Source organism: Seonamhaeicola marinus, assembly GCF_008085455.1.
In genome coordinates, this window is record NZ_VSDQ01000163.1 from 321,868 (window position 1) to 339,480 (window position 17,613).

A 17,613-nucleotide genomic window follows, 5' to 3' on the forward strand; every position below is an offset into this window, starting at 1 on the left:
TACTAATTCTTTATTTTGTTGGACTTATTTAAAGCTACTTTATCAATTGGATAAGATGTTTTAAGATCTTCTAACACATGTATAGCCTCTTCAACATAAACATCTTTAGATAAACTCTTGTGCCAGCGCTCACGCTTTTCTTTTAAATCTGTAGTATCTTGAGTAAACAAGTTTTGCTCGTATGCATGCGATCTAAAAGTTAAATTAGTTTGGTATTTAGAAATTGCATCAAACCTTTTACTTTCTTCATCATTCAATTCTAAATCCTTCTTATAGGTATCATAATTAAGAGAAACCGTAGTTTCATCTATTTTACTTTTCACCCATCTGGCATTTTCTTCAATTAGCTTTAACTGGGCATTATTACTCATACGCTCTTTACTTTTCTTAATGGTAGCATCATAATCAAAATAGTACTCCCATGGTGTAAATTCTGCTGCAGTAATTTCATCATATGGTAATGGGTTATCTTTTTCTTTTTCCCCAACCTCTATAAAGCTAAAACGTCCTGGTACTTTCACATCACTTTGTACACCTTCCAATTGTACTGAACCTCCATTAATTCTATAGTATTTCTGAGTTGTAAAAGCCAAAGCCCCTAAATCTCCACTTGTACTATTTCTTACCAAATCATTTAGATTATATACGTTTTGCACTGTTCCTTTTCCGTAAGTTTGTTTACTTCCAATAACAATAGCTCTCTTGTAGTCTTGCATAGCTGCAGCCATAATCTCCGATGCAGAAGCCGATAATTCGTTTACTAAAACTACTAAAGGTCCATCCCAAGTAATAGACTTATCTCTATCTTTTAAAACTTCTTTTGCAGCTCCAGTAGAACGCACCTGTACTATTGGTCCATCTTTAATGAATAATCCCGCCATATCAACAACAGTAGGTAAAGAACCTCCTCCGTTATTTCTTAAGTCTAGAATTAAACCTTCCATTCCTTCTTCCTTTAATCGCTCAATTTCCTTCTTAACGTCTTGTGCAGCATTTACATTTTTGTAATCGTCAAAATCTACATAAAACTTAGGTAAATTGATAATTCCAAAAGTTCTACCATCCTTTTCAACAACAGATGATTTTGCATAGGTTTCTCCTAACTCTACAACATCTCTGGTAATGGTAACATCTTTAATTGTTCCGTCTACCTTCTTGATGGTAAGTGTTACATTAGTGCCTTTAGGCCCTTTTATGTATTTAATAGCATCATCTATACGCATACCAACAATATCTACTGGAAATTCTTCATCTTCCTGCTTTACTTTAAGAATTACATCTTCAACATCTAACTCTTTGCTTCTCCATGCTGGTCCACCAGAAATTAATTCAACAATTTTAATGTAGTCCATTCGCTTTTGAAGTCTTGCTCCAATACCTTCAAGCTTACCAGACATATCCATATCAAACGCCGCTTTATTTCTTGGTGCTAAATAGTAAGTATGCGGATCAAATTCTTCTACAATAGTATTCACATAAATAGCAAACCAATCTTCACGTTTTAAATCGTCAATATTATCATTAAAGTAAATTTCTAAAGAACGTTGTGTGGCTTCACGCGCTTCCTTTTCTAATGTTTCGCTAGACTTTGCTTTATAAAGCACATCGTTTTTATTCGCCTGCTCTTCTTGAATTTGAAGATCGTCATAATTTGAAAGAGTAGAGAATTTCAGTTGCTTTCTCCAACGTTCTTTTAACTCTTTTTTGTTTTTAACAAACGTATCTTTATCGTAGTCTGTATTGAACGTCTCATTTATTGTATAATCGAAAGGCGTTGAAAGTACTTCGCCATAAATTACTTTTGCTTCTGCGATTCGCTTTAAAAGCCTTTCATGTGTTACATTGAAAAACGTAACATCCGTAGCCTTAAGTTGATCGTCTAATTCTAATTTATATTTTTCAAAATCCTTTATGTCAGACTCTAAAAAGTAACGTTTAAACGGGTCTAGAGTTTCGATATAATCATCAAACAACTCCTCAGAAAATGTATCATCCATAGCAATAGGATCAAAATGTCCTCTTTCTAAGACAAAGGTTATGATCTGTACAAGTAGCTTATCTTTATCCGGATTATCAAATGTTTTTGTAGTAAAACTGCATGATGCAAAAGCAAGTAGCAATAGCAGAGATAGAACTTTATAATTCCTTTTCATAATTTTTCTCATCAGTTTTTTTTTAAGAGTTCTATTAAAATAATAGTAATAATTCACTAAAATAAAGAAAAAACTATGCCAATAGCGGTAATTAGCCCTAATTTTTTGTTAAACCAAAGAAAATGAGCTTTTACTAATGAAATTATGTATTTTAGCGATGATTTTATCTACGAGCCCATGTCTAAAAAACCCCTTATTCTTGTAACTAATGATGACGGTATAAACGCCCCTGGAATTAGAACGCTTATTGGCATTATGAATTCTATTGGCGATGTAGTAGTTGTAGCACCAGACAGTCCCCAAAGCGGTATGGGACATGCCATTACCGTAGATGCTACACTTTATGTAAACAAGGTACAGGTTGATGATGGCCCTCAGAAAGAATATCGCTGCTCTGGAACTCCGGCAGATTGTGTAAAATTGGCTATTAGAGAATTGCTAGATAGAAAGCCAGACATTTGTGTTTCTGGTATTAATCATGGTTCTAATTCTTCAATAAATGTAATATACTCCGGAACAATGAGTGCTGCAGTAGAAGCTGGTATTGAAGGTATTCCATCTATTGGTTTTTCCTTATTAGATTACTCTTGGGATGCCAATTTTGAGGCTTCTAAATCCTTTGTAAAACGTATTACTGAAGAAGTATTAGAAAACAAACCAGATACTGGCATCATTCTAAATGTGAATATTCCTAATTTACCAAAAGATGACATAAAAGGAATTAAAGTTTGTAGACAAGGTAAAGGCAACTGGGTTGAAGAATTTGACAAACGTACCAACCCAATGGGAAAAGACTATTACTGGCTTAGCGGTAAGTTTGTAGATTTAGATAATGGTGATGATACCGATACAAACGCACTAGAAAACGGTTACATATCTGTGGTACCTGTACAGTTTGACCTTACGGCGTATAAAACATTAGAAACAATAAAAACTTGGAACTTTAAATAAAATGACAAAAGATATTTTTATAGGAATTTTTGTTGGGCTTATTGCCAATGCCATAGGCTTATTTATTACTGCTAATTTGTTAGGTAATGGCGATGATTTTACTAAAGTTATAAAGGCAGCTGCAGAAGAAGGCTTCTTAGGAAAACTTATTAGTCTTGGAGCTGTTTTAAACTTAATTGCCTTTTTCATTTTTATTAAAAAGCGACAAGATTACAGAGCTAGGGGTGTTTTATTGATTACAGTCTTTATTGCTGTTTTTACCTTTGTTTTTAAACTCTTCTAAACTAATAAATGAAGTACTACATACTTGCTGGAGAAGCATCGGGTGATTTACATGGTTCTAACCTAATGAAAGCCTTACTTAAGGAAGATAGTAATGCTAACATTAGATTTTGGGGAGGAGATTTAATGCAATCTGCAGGAGGTACTCTTGTAAAACACTACAAAGAACGTGCTTTTATGGGATTTACTGAGGTTCTCATGAACCTATCAAAAATATTTAAACTCATTGCTTTCTGTAAAGAGGACATTAAAGCATTTCAGCCAGATGTGGTTATTTTCATAGACAATTCTGGCTTTAATTTACGCATTGCAAAATGGGCAAAAGCAGAAGGCCTTAGAACTAACTATTATATTTCCCCACAAGTTTGGGCATCTAGAGCTAGTAGAGTTAAAGCTATTAAGCGCGACATTGATGCGATGTTTGTTATCCTTCCCTTTGTAAAACCATTTTACGAAAAGTATAACTACAAAGTGCATTTTGTTGGACATCCGCTTATTGATGCTATTTCTAACAGAGAACAAGTAGATATTTTAGAGTTTAAAAAAGCGCACAACCTAAGTGACAAACCTATCATTGCCTTATTACCTGGTAGCCGTAAGCAAGAAATAAAAAACATGCTTTCGGTAATGCTAAGTTTAGTAGATGATTATAAAGAGTATGAATTTGTAATTGGTGGAGCTCCTAGTCAAGATTATGAGTTTTACAAGCAGTTCATTACAACAGATAACGTTAAGTTTATCTCAAACAAGACCTATGATTTGCTGAGTGTGTCTCATACAGCCTTGGTTACCTCGGGAACTGCTACTTTGGAAACCGCACTTTTTAAAGTACCCCAAGTTGTTTGTTATAAAGGTAGTACGATTTCATATCACATTGCTAAAAGAATCATTACGCTTAAATTTATTTCGTTGGTGAATTTAATTATGGACAAAGCAGTGGTTACCGAACTGATTCAGCATGATTTTAATAAAGTAAACTTGAAAAAAGAACTTGATAAAATTCTAAATTCTGAAAATCGTAATACGCTTTTTGAATCCTATTACGACTTAGAGCAAAAGTTAGGAGGAAAAGGTGCTAGTGAAAATACAGCCAAACTGATATTTGAATCTCTAAAACCTTAGTTATTTATGATAAAAAAGCTCCTCTTAATCACCATTCTAATCTTAACCTTTAGCAATTGCGGTTCTTCTAAAAAAGTAAAAACGCAAAACGCATCCACAACTAAGACAGCTCCCAAAAAATTAACCAAAGCCGAACGTATTGTATCTTATGCAAAACAGTTTAAAGGTGTAAGATATAAATGGGGAGGCACTACTAAAGCTGGTATGGATTGCTCCGGATTAGTCTATGAGTCTTTTAGAGCTCATGGCACCTATCTTCCAAGGATATCAAGAGATATGGCTAAAAAAGGAAAAAAAGTGAACCTAAAAGATGTTAAAGAAGGGGATTTGCTTTTTTTTAGAACTAAAAAAAGAGGAGGACGAAAAGTAAATCACGTTGGGCTAGTAACCAAAGCCAATTCCAAAACAATAGAGTTCATTCATTCTACCAGCAGTAAAGGCGTTATTATTACTAAACTATCGGAGGACTATTGGAACAAGGCCTTTGTTGAAGCTAGAAGTCTTTTATCGAATTAATGTAAAATGGGAGGTAAAAATTAATGGTGCTCCTGTATTCAAATCTTGATATTCAATTCTAAACCAATAATCATTTTGAGGCATATCGTTACCATTAAATGTACCGTCCCACCCAACTCCTGATGTCTTTATCTGTTTTAACAATTTACCAAATCTATCAAAAATGGTAATAATGGCATTTTGATGTTTTAAAGCCTCTATATTCCAATACTCATGAATACCATCTCCGTTTGGAGTAAAAAAAGACGGAAAGCCCACTATAGTTATGGTTTCTTGTACAACACCACAACCATAGGTATCTCTTAAATACACCGTATGAGTTCCACTGCTAACAGTATTAAACGTATCACGTTCTTGCCAGGAACCATTATCTAAACGATACTCATACATACCTGTTGTTTGTGGAATTACTTGTATAATTTGATTCTTCTCAAAATCCTTAGACAGCACTTCAACAATCATCTTTGGTGGTTTGCCCAAATACCCAAATGTAGAAATCTCATGGGTGCAATTAGTTTCCTTATCAATAATTTCAACCTGATACGTTCCTGTTTTAGTTACTTCTAAATTGCCTCCTATTTCTTCACTTAGAAGATTACCTTCACAGTACCAGTTAAATAGGTAATCTTCAGGAGACAAAAACGTTTCAATTACGGGGTACGTCCCTATGACGTTTTCGTTTTCGTCTAAGCAACCAAAATAAATACTGTTTAAGCTTGTTTCGGATAGTTGCCCCAACGCCTTTTCGGTTCCTATTTCTATATTTAAAGAATTACTTTCTACACAATAGTTAACCGCTTCTAGCCTTATCTTATAATTTGAACCTTCCTCCAAATCTTCTGGAAGTATGCATTCAACTTGGGTTTCAATATTTGTGGTCGTTATGCTTCCAATCTCAATAGCATTTTTAAAATCTCCATCCTTATCACTTAGCGCTACTCTAAACCGTGTTCTTTTTGTAAATCCGGCATTTGGTACAAATAACAAATTGAATTTAGCCCCAGCGCACAATGCTAATGCCTTTTCAGGTTGCAATAGATTTATTCTTTTAAAAGTGTCTTCATAAACTGTGGTGTATATATTTCTATCTTTTAGATAGACCACTACAATATCTTCTGTAACCGGGTTTCTACAAACACCATGCACATGCCCATTTTCAACTAAAATTGTGGTTTCAAAACTTTCACCTTGGTCATAACTTAAAGACAAAAACAGGTCTTCATTTGCACTTTTATATCCATCAAAAAGGACGCCTTGATTATCGGAATATAAAAACCTAGAAATTAAAAACGTAGAACTATCTCCTAATTGAACAGAAGATACTTCTCCCGTATTTATGTTCACCTTATACCCTATTTTTCCATGACCCAAGACTCCAAAGCCACTGTCTCCAACAAAGATATAATCACCGCATATACTCTGGTTTAAAGTGTAAGTAGCTGAGTGCGATTCTGTAGGTGGTGCCAAGTTTATTCTTTTAAAGCTTTTTGTATCTAATGAAAATTCATAAAGGCTAAGATTAAGATAATCTCCAATAAAATAAATTCTCCCCTCTTTACTAATTAGAACATCAGTAAAAACATCATGCGCATTTCTGGGCGTATCTACCACATCAAATTCACCTTCGCCATTATTGGTATTGAAAAAAAGGCTACTGGTGTTGGAGTTAACTATAAAAATATTGTCTCCGTAGGTAGCCATGCTAACTGTTAATCCACCGTCACCATTATTCTCTATTCCAATAACTCTTGGTGTTGAAAATGTTTGCCCACCATCTTTACTCATAGAAAATATAATCTTATCATTTTCTGCTGGCCAACTTAGAAAAACGTACCCTAAATGGTTTATTAAGATATCTGTTGGAGGAACAGAATTATCATTGGTTACCAGAACACTTGGAAGGTAACTTTGTCCGTTATCAACACTTTTGGCTACCCATAGCCCATTGCTATTCCTATAGGCTACATAAATATTTCCGAAATCATCAATATCAATACTATTCACAACGTTAGTAAACTCAAAATAGCTGCCACCAAGACCTTGGTTGTTAACTTGAACCCCCTGAAACAATGGTGTTTGAGCAATTAAATTGAAAGCAAACCCTAAAAAGATGCTGTAAACAATGCTATTTTTTAAACTAAGATTCAAAATAGGTTTTTGATTTGTCAGTCAATTTTAGACTAAAACCCCAGCTATTCAAAACTTTAAACATTGACAAAAACTTGACTAAACAAAATTTATTAAATTGTAGCTTTGTTCTGTCATTAAAATGAAGATTTTTAACCTCTCAATTTTTAAACTTACGTTTTGCTTAATAATAGGCATTATTATTGGCTATGTTCTGGACGTAACTGTTTTACCATCCGTTAGTTTAACTATTACGTTTTTTACATTATTAACACTTTCGTTTATAATGGCCAGAAACCAATTTATTAAAACCCTATGGTTTGGTCTTTTTGCCTTTTTAACTATGATGTCTTTGGGTATTCTTACCACAAGCATTCATGACCAAAAGCATTTTTCTAAGCATTACACGCATCAAGTTTTAAATGCTGAAGATTCAATTAACACTATTTCGTTTAGAATAAGGGAAGTCCTAAAATCAGGTAATTATTATGACAAATATGTCATTGATCTTTTAAAAGTTAATGACGAGGATGTAAACGGAAAAATCCTTTTAAATGTTGAAAAAGATAGTCTTAAACCTGCGCTTAATGTTGATGATATACGTATCACAAGAACCGTATTTAAAAACCTTATTCCTCCTTTAAATCCTAATCAATTTGATTATAAAAGTTATCTAAGAAAACAGTATATATATCATCAATTATTTGTTAAAAATCAATCCCTTTTAAATGTCAGTTCAGAAACACACACCATTTTTGGGTTAGCTGATAACATCAGAAGTTTTATAAACTCTAAACTAAAATCTTACAACTTTAAGCCAGATGAATTAGCTATTATAAACGCCCTCTTTTTGGGCCAAAGACAGGATCTCAGCAAGGAAATTTACGCTAGTTATACAAATGCAGGAGCCATACATATTTTAGCTGTATCTGGTTTACATGTTGGTATTATACTCATCATTCTAAATTTTATGCTTAAGCCATTTGAGCGTTTAAAAAAGGGACTTTTTATAAAAACTGTAGTATTACTGATTCTTCTCTGGAGTTTTGCAATTATTGCAGGTTTGTCTGCTTCTGTAACAAGAGCTGTAACCATGTTTAGTATTGTAGCTATTGCTATGAACCTAAAACGACCAACAAATATTTATAACACCCTTGTTATATCCATGTTCTTCATTCTATTATGCAGACCTTTATTCATTTTTGATGTTGGCTTTCAATTGAGTTATTTGGCCGTTTTTTCAATTGTAGCTATTGATCCTCTTCTCTATAAACTGTGGCAGCCTAAAAACTGGATATTGGATACCTATTGGCACACACTTACGGTTACTATTTCTGCCCAATTTGGTATAATACCAATTAGCCTATATTATTTTCATCAATTTCCGAGTTTGTTCTTTGTATCTAATCTTGTAATTATCCCTTTATTAGGCCTTATTCTAGGTTTAGGCATTGTTGTTATTCTATCAGCCTCAATAGATCTATTACCTCAATTTATAGCAGATGCTTTTAGCGCTATTATTCGTTTAATGAATTGGTTTGTTAATTGGATTGCCAAACACGAGGCTTTTCTTTTCAAGGATATTTCTTTTAGCCTGTTATACGTTGTTGCTTCTTACATCTTTATTATTTCAATTTTCAGATTGCTTTTAAAACGGCATTATAGCACATTGAAATTCCTATTGATAAGCGTACTTATTTTACAGGTAGCGCTACTCTACACCAACTATAACACTCCAGAAAATCAATTCATTATTTTTCATAAAAGCAGAAATAGCCTCATTGGAAATGTAACTAAAAACAAAATTGTTATTGCCCATGATATGGATAGCATCACTTTTTTGAAGAACAAAATCATTAAAGATTATAGTGTTGGCAACCATATTCATACTATTGAAAATGCTTCACTTAAAAACCTTTATATTTTGAACACTAAAGTTCTACTGGTTGTTGATAATTTAGGGGTATACAATATAAAATCTACGAAGCCGGATTATGTATATTTGAGACAATCCCCAAAGATTAACCTCAATAGGTTGATTGACTCGATTTCTCCAAAGCAAATTATAGCAGATGGTAGTAACTACAAATCCTATCTAAAACACTGGGAGCTTATTTGTAAAAAAAGAAAACTCCCATTTCACCATACAAGCAAAAAGGGAGCGTTTATTATAAGATATTGAAATGTCTAAATAGATCTATTTACAATACTATTAGCAACATTTAACCAAGCACTGGCACCACCATTAACATAGCCTGTACTTCCTAAACTTTGAAGATTGGTTTTACCATCTGGTTTTTTTTCGGGCTTTACAAAATGTACCGAAGGGTAACCTCTTACTTTAAATATGCTTTGTAAATACAAGTTCTGATTGCGGGTATTTTGATCTTGCGGTGTTCTTTTAGGAAAATCTAATTCCACTAAGACCACTTTGCTAGACCATTTCTCAAAATCATCTGTATGAAACACTTCTTTTTGAAGCCTCTTACACCATCCGCACCAATCTGATCCTGTAAAGAACAGCATTACTTTTTTATCTTCTTTAAAAGCTATTTCTAGAGCTTGATTAACATCTGTATGCCACTTTACTCTTTGTTGAGCGTCTAAATTACAAGCAAATAGAATTGCTATAAGAAGTGTTAGAATAACCTTTTTCATGGCTTAATTATCCTTTAAATTCTGGTTTAAACGCTTTGTAATACTCGCTAAATTTTTCTTGAGTATCTATTTCCTTATACTTATCGGACTCAAATAACTTTAAATACAGTTCTATTTGGGTTGGCGTTTGATATCCTCTTATCGGTGCTATAACCTCGCCTTTTTCATCAAGAAAAACAATAGTAGGATATGCTTGAATTTGTAAATATCGTGATAGTTGATGTGCAGAATTTCGGCTATTGGCTTTAGCAGGATTATACCCCGGATTAGAATAAGTCTTACCATTAAAGCTAATCTCATCATTACCTTCCGCATTAAACTTTACTGCGTAGTAATTTTGATTAACATAGGCAGCTACATCTTTATTATGAAATGTATTTCTATCTAACATCTTACATGGACCACACCAATTAGTGTATACGTCCATCATTATCTTTTTTGGTGCCTTCTTTTGAAGCTCTACAGCCTCCTCTAAACTTACCCAATTTATTTCTTGAGCAACACCACTAACTGTTGTAAAAACCGCTAGCAGCACTATTAATTGTACTTTCTTCATAATCGATTTGTTGCAAATTATATGCCCAACTTACAAAAAATGCCCCGAAAACAGAGCATTTTGAATTATTTTTAACGTTTATTTCGATTAACGTACACCGTGCATTAGCTTTTTGATTACTGGGTACATTATGGCCGATAAAACACCCAAACCAATTGCAACTGCAGTTAATATCCAAAAGAAATAACTTAAACCATCTTGTTTGGCTATATCCGTTGAAGCTTCTCCGAACATGCCTGCTAGTTTCATACCAATAGCAATAGCTAAGTAGTAAATACCAAACATCATGGCTATCATTCTTCCTGGAACTAACTTACTTATATAAGATAAAGATACTGGAGATATGCACAGTTCTCCCATTGTATGAAATAAATAAACTAGGACTAACCAAATCATACTTACAGATGCTGATTTTGCACCTGGTTCAATAGAAGATGAACCAATGGCAACACACGCCATTCCCAAACCTAATAAAACCATACCTATGGCAAATTTCATATTGGCATTTGGATTATGTTTGCTTTCCCACCACTTAGAGAATAATGGGGCTAGAGTAATTATAAATAACGAATTTAAAGTACCAAACCAACTGGCATCAATTTCTGCTACGTCTCCTCCCAATTTATCATACAATCTAAAAATTGAGATACCCCAAATAACCACAAAACTGAATGCCAAAGTTATATTGGACCATGAATATTTTGAAAAAGTTTGCTTAAATAACTTAATAAGAACCCAAGTAATAACTCCCAGCGGTACAATTGTCAACAAAGCATCTACTACTTTAAAAATTACCGCTGAATTTCCTTCTAATATTCTGTTGGTATAATCTCTTGCAAAAATTGTTAAAGAGCCAGGGGCTTGTTCAAAAATTGCCCAAAAGAATATAGTAACGAAACAAAAGAATACTACTGCTAACATTCTATCTCTAGTTATTTTAACATACTTCGGTATTCTAATAATTAATAAGAAAACAAAAATTAAAAGGGCTGTTATAATTGCAACATCTTCCCCTTTTTGTCCAAAGACTTCGAATCCAAAAAAGTTATATTCCCCTTCTGATATTTTAGAAATAGGATCATTTAAAATCCACGTTAAACCAAGAAAAGCAGATATAGCAATTAATAATAACTCAACTTTTGTAAAAGGATTTAATCTGTCTCCTTCCTCTAAAACTACATTCTCTTTGTCTTCTTTCTTTGGTTTTAAACCAATATTTCCAAAAATATTTTGCGCTAACCAAAACTGAACCAACCCAAAAAACATAAAAATACCTGCTACACCAAAACCCCAAGACCATCCTATTTGTTCTCCTAAATATCCGCAAAGTAATATTCCGACAAAAGCACCAGCATTAACTCCCATATAAAAAATAGTGTAAGCCCCATCTTTCTTCTGTGGCCTGTCTTTATACATTTCAGAAATTATTGAAGTCATATTTGGTTTAAAGAAACCACTACCAAAAACCAATAAAGTTAATCCAGAATAAATAAAGAAAGGAGTTTCAATTGCCATACATGCATGCCCCATTGTCATTAAAAGGGCTCCAACTAGAACAGCATATCGAAATCCTATGATTTTATCCGCAAAGTAACCACCAAGTAATGTAGACAAATATACCAAAGACACATACGTTCCAAAAATAGCATACGCCCATGATTCTGGCCATTCCCAGCCACCATCAAATACTTTTGCTGTGAAAAACATTATTAGTAAAGCCCGCATTCCATAATACGAAAAGCGTTCCCACATTTCAGTAAAAAACAAGACAAATAAACCAGAAGGGTGTCCTAATACCGTACTTTTAAAAAATTGATCTGTTGAGTTATTCTCCATGTCTTATATCTTATTAATGTTTTTCATCCATTAGTTCCGATCCATCGGCACTTGAATCATCCGTATCTACACCATGCATCATTTTTTTAACCAAAGGTGAAAACAATAATAAAAGAACTCCAAATCCAACACCCGTATACAATAAGTATTCAAAAAGTTGTAAATAGCTTTCTTTAGCTATATTAAGATCTGGCGCAGTTCCGTTAGAAGTATCTACTGAAGCAATATTAGCTAAAACAGAAGCAATGAATTCAGAACTAGCCGTAGCTAAAAACCAAACACCCATCATGAATCCAACAATTTTTGGAGGAGACAATTTAGTAACAGCTGATAGGCCTACTGGAGATAAACATAATTCACCACAAGTATGTAAAAAATAAGTAATTACTAACCAATAAATAGCAACCTTACCTAATCCAGATGCATTAATACCTAATACTAGAGAACCAAAACCAAGCCCTACTAGCATTAAAGCTAAAGAAAATTTCACGGCTGTATTCGGATTATATTTTCCTAGCTTAACCCATAACCATGCAAAAATAGGCGCTAAAAGAATAATAAATAAGGCATTTAGACTTAAAAAGGTTCCCGCAGCAATATCTCCTCTATCTAAGACCCTATCCGCAAAAAGGTTTAAAGATGTATAGGCTTGTTCAAATAACGCCCAAAAGATAACAGTAAATATTATCAAAATTGTTAAAGCGAACAATTGTTGTCTGGCAATCTTGTCTAGCTGACTTATGGCATAATATACTATATAAATAAAAGAAGCCGCCCCTGCAATCATTAAAGACATTGAAACCGCTTCATGTCTTTGAACCATTTGCCAAAATATAACTGTAGATAATATGCTTATAACATATATTAACCACTCATTTTTTATACCAAGAGATACTTTATTAAGAAACTCTGGTACCGGAGATTCTCCTTTACCCATTAAATAGTTCTTACCAAGTATAAACGTTATTAACCCTAATGTCATTCCTATTCCGGCTGCCCCAAAACCATAGCTCCAGCCAAACTTCTCTCCCAGCCAGACACATACAATAGTAGCAAAGAAAGACCCTAAGTTTATACCCATATAAAAGATGGTAAATCCAGAATCGCGTCTTTTATCTCCAACTTTATATAACTCTCCCACTAAAGAAGATATATTAGCCTTTAAAAACCCAACACCAAGTATAATAAGTGCAAGTGAAAAATAAAACACTTGAAGCGCTGTATTATCTCGAGCTATTTCACCAGTTACAGATTGTGTTGCTGCATTCCCTTCATAGGCCATCCCCAAATGTCCTAAGACTAGCATAACACCACCAAAAACTATAGCCTTTCTAAAACCTAAATATTTATCGGCAATAAATCCTCCAATAACAGGAACTGCATATACCAAAGCGGCATAACTACCAATTAGTAAATTACCCGCAGTATCAGAAAACAAATGATATTTGGTTAAATAGAATATTAAAAGAGCCTTCATCCCGTAAAATGAAAATCTTTCCCACATTTCGGTAAAAAACAAAATGAATAACCCCATTGGGTGTCCAAAAAGTTCTTTTTCCTTAATCGCCTCAGTTTTCGCCATAATCTTTTTGAGTTAATTTATTTAAGTTAGTTATTATCCTTTAATCTTGTTCTTTACTTCCTTTACGTCCTCATCTTCTTTCTGTCTTCTATCACCTAATTTATCGTGAATAAAATTAGTCATCTTTTTATATAAATGAAGTCTTGTGTTACCACCATAAATCCCATGGTTTTTATCAGGATAAACCATCCATTCAAATTGTTTATCGGCTTGAATTAAAGCTTCAACCAATCGCATGGTATTTTGTAAATGTACGTTATCATCAGCAGAACCATGAACCAAAAGGAAATCGCCCTTTAATTTATCTACATGGCTTAATGGCGAGTTGTCATCATATCCAGAAGGATTCTCCTGTGGTGTTGTCATGTAACGTTCCGTGTAAACGGTATCATAAAATCTCCAGCTGGTAACAGGTGCCACAGCAATAGCCATTTTAAAAACATCATTTCCTTTAAATAAAGCATTGCTACTCATATAACCACCATAGCTCCAGCCCCAAATACCAATTCTGCTAGCATCAATATACGGTCTTTCTCCAAGCTTTTTGGCTGCAGCAATTTGGTCTTCAACTTCATATTTCCCTAATTGATTTTGAGTTACTTTTTTGAAGGCCGCTCCTTTATAACCTGTACCTCTACCATCTACACAAACTACAATGTAACCTTCTTGCGCTAAATGTTGGTACCAGTAATCATTATAACTATTCCAACTGTTGGCTACAGATTGTGAGCCTGGTCCGGAATACTGTGTCATGAATAATGGGTACTGCTTTGATTCATCAAAATTAGCAGGTTTAATCATCCACATATTCAAATCGTTTCCATTAACGTTAATTGTACTAAATTCCTTTTTAGACGTTTTATAATTGCCAAGTTTTTGAGACAACCTATCATTGTCTTTTATACTTTTAATAAGATTTCCAGAGGCTGCACTATTTAAAGTGTATTCCGAAGGATTGGTAGCACTAGAAAATGAATTTATAAAATAGGAAAAGTCTGCACTAAATGACGCACTGTTAGTACCATCACTTTTTGTTAAACGTTTTTTGTCCCTTCCGTTTAACTTAATAGAATACACGTCTCTATTAATAGACCCGTTTTCTACGGATTGGTAAAAAATACGTTTCGTTTTTTCATCATAACCATAATAGTTAGTCACCTCCCAGTTACCTTTTGTTATCTGGTCTATTAACTGTCCTTTCTTATCATAGTGGTAAATATGATTAAATCCATCCTTTTCGCTTGTCCAAATGAAACTATTATCCTTTAAAAAAGTAAGATTATCTGTTACATCAACATATGCTTTATCTTTTTCTTCTAGCACTAAATTAGATGTATTGTCTTTCGCGTTAATAAACCATAAATCTAGTTCGTTTTGGTGTCTATTCAAATAATGCGCACTTAAAACATCGGCATTATTAGTCCATTTAATTCTTGGGATATAAAAGTCACTATATGCTTTACCAGCACTAACATTGTTGGTCTTTTTGGACTCTACATTATAAATATGCAAGGACACTTTAGAATTAGCTTCACCTGCCTTTGGGTATTTAAACACTTGTTGTGTTTGATATAAGGCCGTTCCATAAACATCCATAGAGAATTGAGGCACATTAGTTTCATCAAACCTAATAAATGCTATTTTATTACTATCAGTATTCCACTCAAAGGCTCTTACAAAAGCAAACTCTTCTTCATAAACCCAATCTGTTATACCATTTATAATACTATTCTTTTTACCGTCAAAAGTTAGCTGAGTAGTTTCTCCAGATACTAAATCTTTTATAAATAGATTGTTGTTAAACCCGTAAGCCACTTTTTCTCCATTTGGTGAAAATGTTGGTTCTTGAATTAATTCTTCGGAAATAAGGTCTAAGGTTCCATCTTCAACATTATACACAAAATAATTCCCAACGGCAGAATGGCGATAGATGGATTCCTCATTTGTGGCAAGAATTACCTTTTTTTCGTCCTTACTGAACGTGTAATTGGTAAAGTATTGAATAGCACTTAATGCTTTAGAACTTACCAAGGTTTTCACCTTTTTTAAAGTTTTATAGTCATAAATATCAATTGAAGTAGACCTTGTTGCTCTATCATAGTCTAATACCGAGTATTGTTGACCATTAGCCATTGAATGCAATACATCCATTCGTTCTGTTCTAAATGCTCCGCTCCAAATTTCTTCTAGTGTAATGTTTTGATTTTGTGCGCTTAAAAATGAAGTAATAAAGAAATAAACGCAAAATGAAAATTTAAGATATCTCATCTATTAATTTATATAATTTTGAACATCAAGATACAACTTCCACATTACAAATCTTACAATTTATAATTGAAAATAGTAGATGTTTCTTTAAAAAAAAATGTTTTTTCTGTAAAATGATGTCAATTTTACTAAAAATTATTCAAAAAACAGCAATTATTAACACTTAATTAGGCACAAACAATTAACATAATCGATATTCATATCAAGTGTACTATCTTTGCGGCATTAAAAACTATTTTATGAGCAAAACTATTGCTGGTTTTTCTAAACTTAACAAATCTGAAAAAATTGATTGGATAATAGATACGTATTTCTCCAATACCCCTAATGCTAAAACTATTTTAACGCAATATTGGAATAGTGATGAAAAACTCCAACAATTACATGATGAATTTATTGAAAACACCATCACTAATTACTATTTGCCTTTAGGTGTTGCTCCTAATTTTCTAATAAACAACCAACTTTATACTATACCAATGGCAATTGAAGAAAGTTCGGTTGTAGCAGCTGCCAGTAAAGCGGCAAAGTTTTGGCTAGATAGAGGTGGTTTTAAAACCTCTGTAATTTCTACCACTAAGATTGGTCAGGTTCATTTTATATACAAGGGCGATTACAATAAACTGCAACAGTTTTTTAAAGCTGTAAAGCCAAAACTTATTTCTGACACAGCAGCTATTACTGCTAATATGGAAAAACGTGGTGGCGGTATATTAGATATTGAATTAAGAGATAAAACTGAAGATATAAGCGGTTATTACCAGTTACACGCGTCTTTTGAAACATTAGATGCTATGGGAGCAAACTTTATAAATTCTTGTTTAGAACAGTTTGCTAAAACGTTTAAAAGTGACGCTTTAAATTTCGATTTATTTTCTGAGGAAGAACGGCAAATAGATATTGTAATGAGTATTTTATCTAATTATGTTCCTGATTGCCTTGTTAGAGCTGAAGTTAATTGTCATGTTGATGATCTTGTAGAAAAAGACACTATTTCCGGAAGGGCATTTGCTGAAAAGTTTGTTCAGGCGGTAAGTATTGCAGAAAAAGAACCTTATAGAGCTGTAACTCATAATAAGGGTATCATGAATGGAATTGATGCTGTAATTTTAGCCACAGGTAATGACTTTAGAGCGGTTGAAGCTGGCGTTCATGCCTATGCTGCAAAAAATGGTCGATACAGTAGTTTAACTCATGCCAAAATTGAAAATGATATTTTTAGTTTTTGGATTGAAGTACCGCTGGCGTTAGGAACAGTTGGTGGACTTACTAGTTTACATCCTTTGGTTAAACTATCTTTAGAAATGTTAGGTAAACCTTCTGCCAAAGAATTAATGCAAATTGTGGCTGTTGCTGGTTTAGCACAAAATTTTGCTGCACTTCGTTCTCTAACAACAACTGGTATACAACAAGGACATATGAAAATGCACTTGATGAATATTTTAAATCAGTTTGAAGCGTCTAAGGAAGAAAAAGCAGTTTTAACAGAGCATTTTAAGAATAATACTGTTTCGCATAGCGCTGTTGTTGATGCTATTGAAAATTTAAGAGCAAATAACTAA

The 17,613-nt window shown here is 33.4% G+C and carries 13 protein-coding genes; 6 read left to right on the plus strand and 7 right to left on the minus strand.

The window, feature by feature from the left end:
- Nucleotides 1-2 precede the first annotated feature (2 nt).
- Nucleotides 3-2,153 carry a carboxy terminal-processing peptidase gene (locus FUA24_RS02590; protein WP_148539947.1) on the minus strand — a complete coding sequence of 717 codons (2,151 nt, stop codon included), beginning with the start codon at nt 2,151-2,153 and terminating at the stop codon, nt 3-5.
- Nucleotides 2,154-2,330: 177 nt separating this feature from the next.
- On the opposite strand from FUA24_RS02590, the gene surE reads away from it, so the two are divergent.
- From surE to FUA24_RS02610, 4 genes are read left to right on the plus strand one after another with little or no spacing between them, the layout of a single operon-like run.
- A complete protein-coding gene (gene surE / locus FUA24_RS02595; protein ID WP_148539993.1) occupies nt 2,331-3,104 on the plus strand; it encodes a 5'/3'-nucleotidase SurE in 774 nt (257 codons plus the stop codon).
- Between the two features lies 1 nt (nt 3,105).
- Nucleotides 3,106-3,387 carry a hypothetical protein gene (locus tag FUA24_RS02600; RefSeq protein WP_148539948.1) on the plus strand — a complete coding sequence of 94 codons (282 nt, stop codon included), beginning with the start codon at nt 3,106-3,108 and terminating at the stop codon, nt 3,385-3,387.
- 8 nt (nt 3,388-3,395) lie between these two features.
- Nucleotides 3,396-4,508 carry a lipid-A-disaccharide synthase gene (gene lpxB, locus FUA24_RS02605; protein ID WP_148539949.1) on the plus strand — a complete coding sequence of 371 codons (1,113 nt, stop codon included), beginning with the start codon at nt 3,396-3,398 and terminating at the stop codon, nt 4,506-4,508.
- A gap of 6 nt (nt 4,509-4,514) precedes the next feature.
- Nucleotides 4,515-5,024 (plus strand): C40 family peptidase, encoded by a 510-nt coding sequence (locus tag FUA24_RS02610; RefSeq protein WP_148539950.1) that lies wholly within the window; start codon nt 4,515-4,517, stop codon nt 5,022-5,024.
- Here FUA24_RS02610 and FUA24_RS02615 read toward each other — a convergent pair.
- The gene (locus FUA24_RS02615) at nt 5,013-7,172 is read right to left on the minus strand and encodes a T9SS type B sorting domain-containing protein (RefSeq protein WP_148539951.1); all 2,160 of its coding nucleotides are present in this window, start codon (nt 7,170-7,172) and stop codon (nt 5,013-5,015) included. The genes FUA24_RS02610 and FUA24_RS02615 overlap by 12 nt on opposite strands.
- A gap of 121 nt (nt 7,173-7,293) precedes the next feature.
- Between FUA24_RS02615 and FUA24_RS02620 the strand changes: the two genes are divergently transcribed.
- Entirely contained in the window at nt 7,294-9,333 is a 2,040-nt protein-coding gene (locus tag FUA24_RS02620) for a ComEC/Rec2 family competence protein (protein WP_148539952.1), read from the plus strand.
- 5 nt (nt 9,334-9,338) lie between these two features.
- On the opposite strand, the gene FUA24_RS02625 is transcribed toward FUA24_RS02620, so the two are convergent.
- The 5 genes from FUA24_RS02625 to FUA24_RS02645 form a co-directional block, all read right to left on the minus strand.
- On the minus strand, nt 9,339-9,809 hold the full coding sequence (locus tag FUA24_RS02625; protein ID WP_148539953.1) for a thioredoxin family protein: 471 nt from the start codon (nt 9,807-9,809) through the stop codon (nt 9,339-9,341).
- 7 nt (nt 9,810-9,816) lie between these two features.
- Nucleotides 9,817-10,365, minus strand: coding sequence for a thioredoxin family protein (locus FUA24_RS02630; RefSeq protein WP_148539954.1), 549 nt, complete (start codon nt 10,363-10,365; stop codon nt 9,817-9,819).
- 87 nt (nt 10,366-10,452) lie between these two features.
- On the minus strand, nt 10,453-12,201 hold the full coding sequence (locus tag FUA24_RS02635; protein WP_148539955.1) for a peptide MFS transporter: 1,749 nt from the start codon (nt 12,199-12,201) through the stop codon (nt 10,453-10,455).
- A 13-nt stretch (nt 12,202-12,214) separates the two neighbouring features.
- Nucleotides 12,215-13,783 (minus strand): peptide MFS transporter, encoded by a 1,569-nt coding sequence (locus tag FUA24_RS02640; protein WP_148539956.1) that lies wholly within the window; start codon nt 13,781-13,783, stop codon nt 12,215-12,217.
- Between the two features lie 33 nt (nt 13,784-13,816).
- Nucleotides 13,817-16,051 carry a S9 family peptidase gene (locus FUA24_RS02645; protein WP_148539957.1) on the minus strand — a complete coding sequence of 745 codons (2,235 nt, stop codon included), beginning with the start codon at nt 16,049-16,051 and terminating at the stop codon, nt 13,817-13,819.
- A gap of 206 nt (nt 16,052-16,257) precedes the next feature.
- Here FUA24_RS02645 and FUA24_RS02650 point away from each other — a divergent pair, with 206 nt between their 5' ends.
- Complete coding sequence (locus FUA24_RS02650; RefSeq protein ID WP_262713598.1) at nt 16,258-17,613, plus strand: hydroxymethylglutaryl-CoA reductase, degradative; 1,356 nt, start codon at nt 16,258-16,260, stop codon at nt 17,611-17,613.

Bases quoted from the DNA above. Each gene is read 5' to 3' on its own strand.
- lpxB (WP_148539949.1), top strand. From the start codon at position 3,396: ATGAAGTACTACATACTTGCTGGAGAAGCATCGGGTGATTTACATGGT.
- FUA24_RS02645 (WP_148539957.1), bottom strand. From the start codon at position 16,051: ATGAGATATCTTAAATTTTCATTTTGCGTTTATTTCTTTATTACTTCA.
- surE (WP_148539993.1), top strand. From the start codon at position 2,331: ATGTCTAAAAAACCCCTTATTCTTGTAACTAATGATGACGGTATAAAC.
- FUA24_RS02635 (WP_148539955.1), bottom strand. From the start codon at position 12,201: ATGGAGAATAACTCAACAGATCAATTTTTTAAAAGTACGGTATTAGGA.
- FUA24_RS02600 (WP_148539948.1), top strand. From the start codon at position 3,106: ATGACAAAAGATATTTTTATAGGAATTTTTGTTGGGCTTATTGCCAAT.
- FUA24_RS02630 (WP_148539954.1), bottom strand. From the start codon at position 10,365: ATGAAGAAAGTACAATTAATAGTGCTGCTAGCGGTTTTTACAACAGTT.
- FUA24_RS02590 (WP_148539947.1), bottom strand. From the start codon at position 2,153: ATGAAAAGGAATTATAAAGTTCTATCTCTGCTATTGCTACTTGCTTTT.
- FUA24_RS02640 (WP_148539956.1), bottom strand. From the start codon at position 13,783: ATGGCGAAAACTGAGGCGATTAAGGAAAAAGAACTTTTTGGACACCCA.
- FUA24_RS02620 (WP_148539952.1), top strand. From the start codon at position 7,294: ATGAAGATTTTTAACCTCTCAATTTTTAAACTTACGTTTTGCTTAATA.
- FUA24_RS02625 (WP_148539953.1), bottom strand. From the start codon at position 9,809: ATGAAAAAGGTTATTCTAACACTTCTTATAGCAATTCTATTTGCTTGT.
- FUA24_RS02610 (WP_148539950.1), top strand. From the start codon at position 4,515: ATGATAAAAAAGCTCCTCTTAATCACCATTCTAATCTTAACCTTTAGC.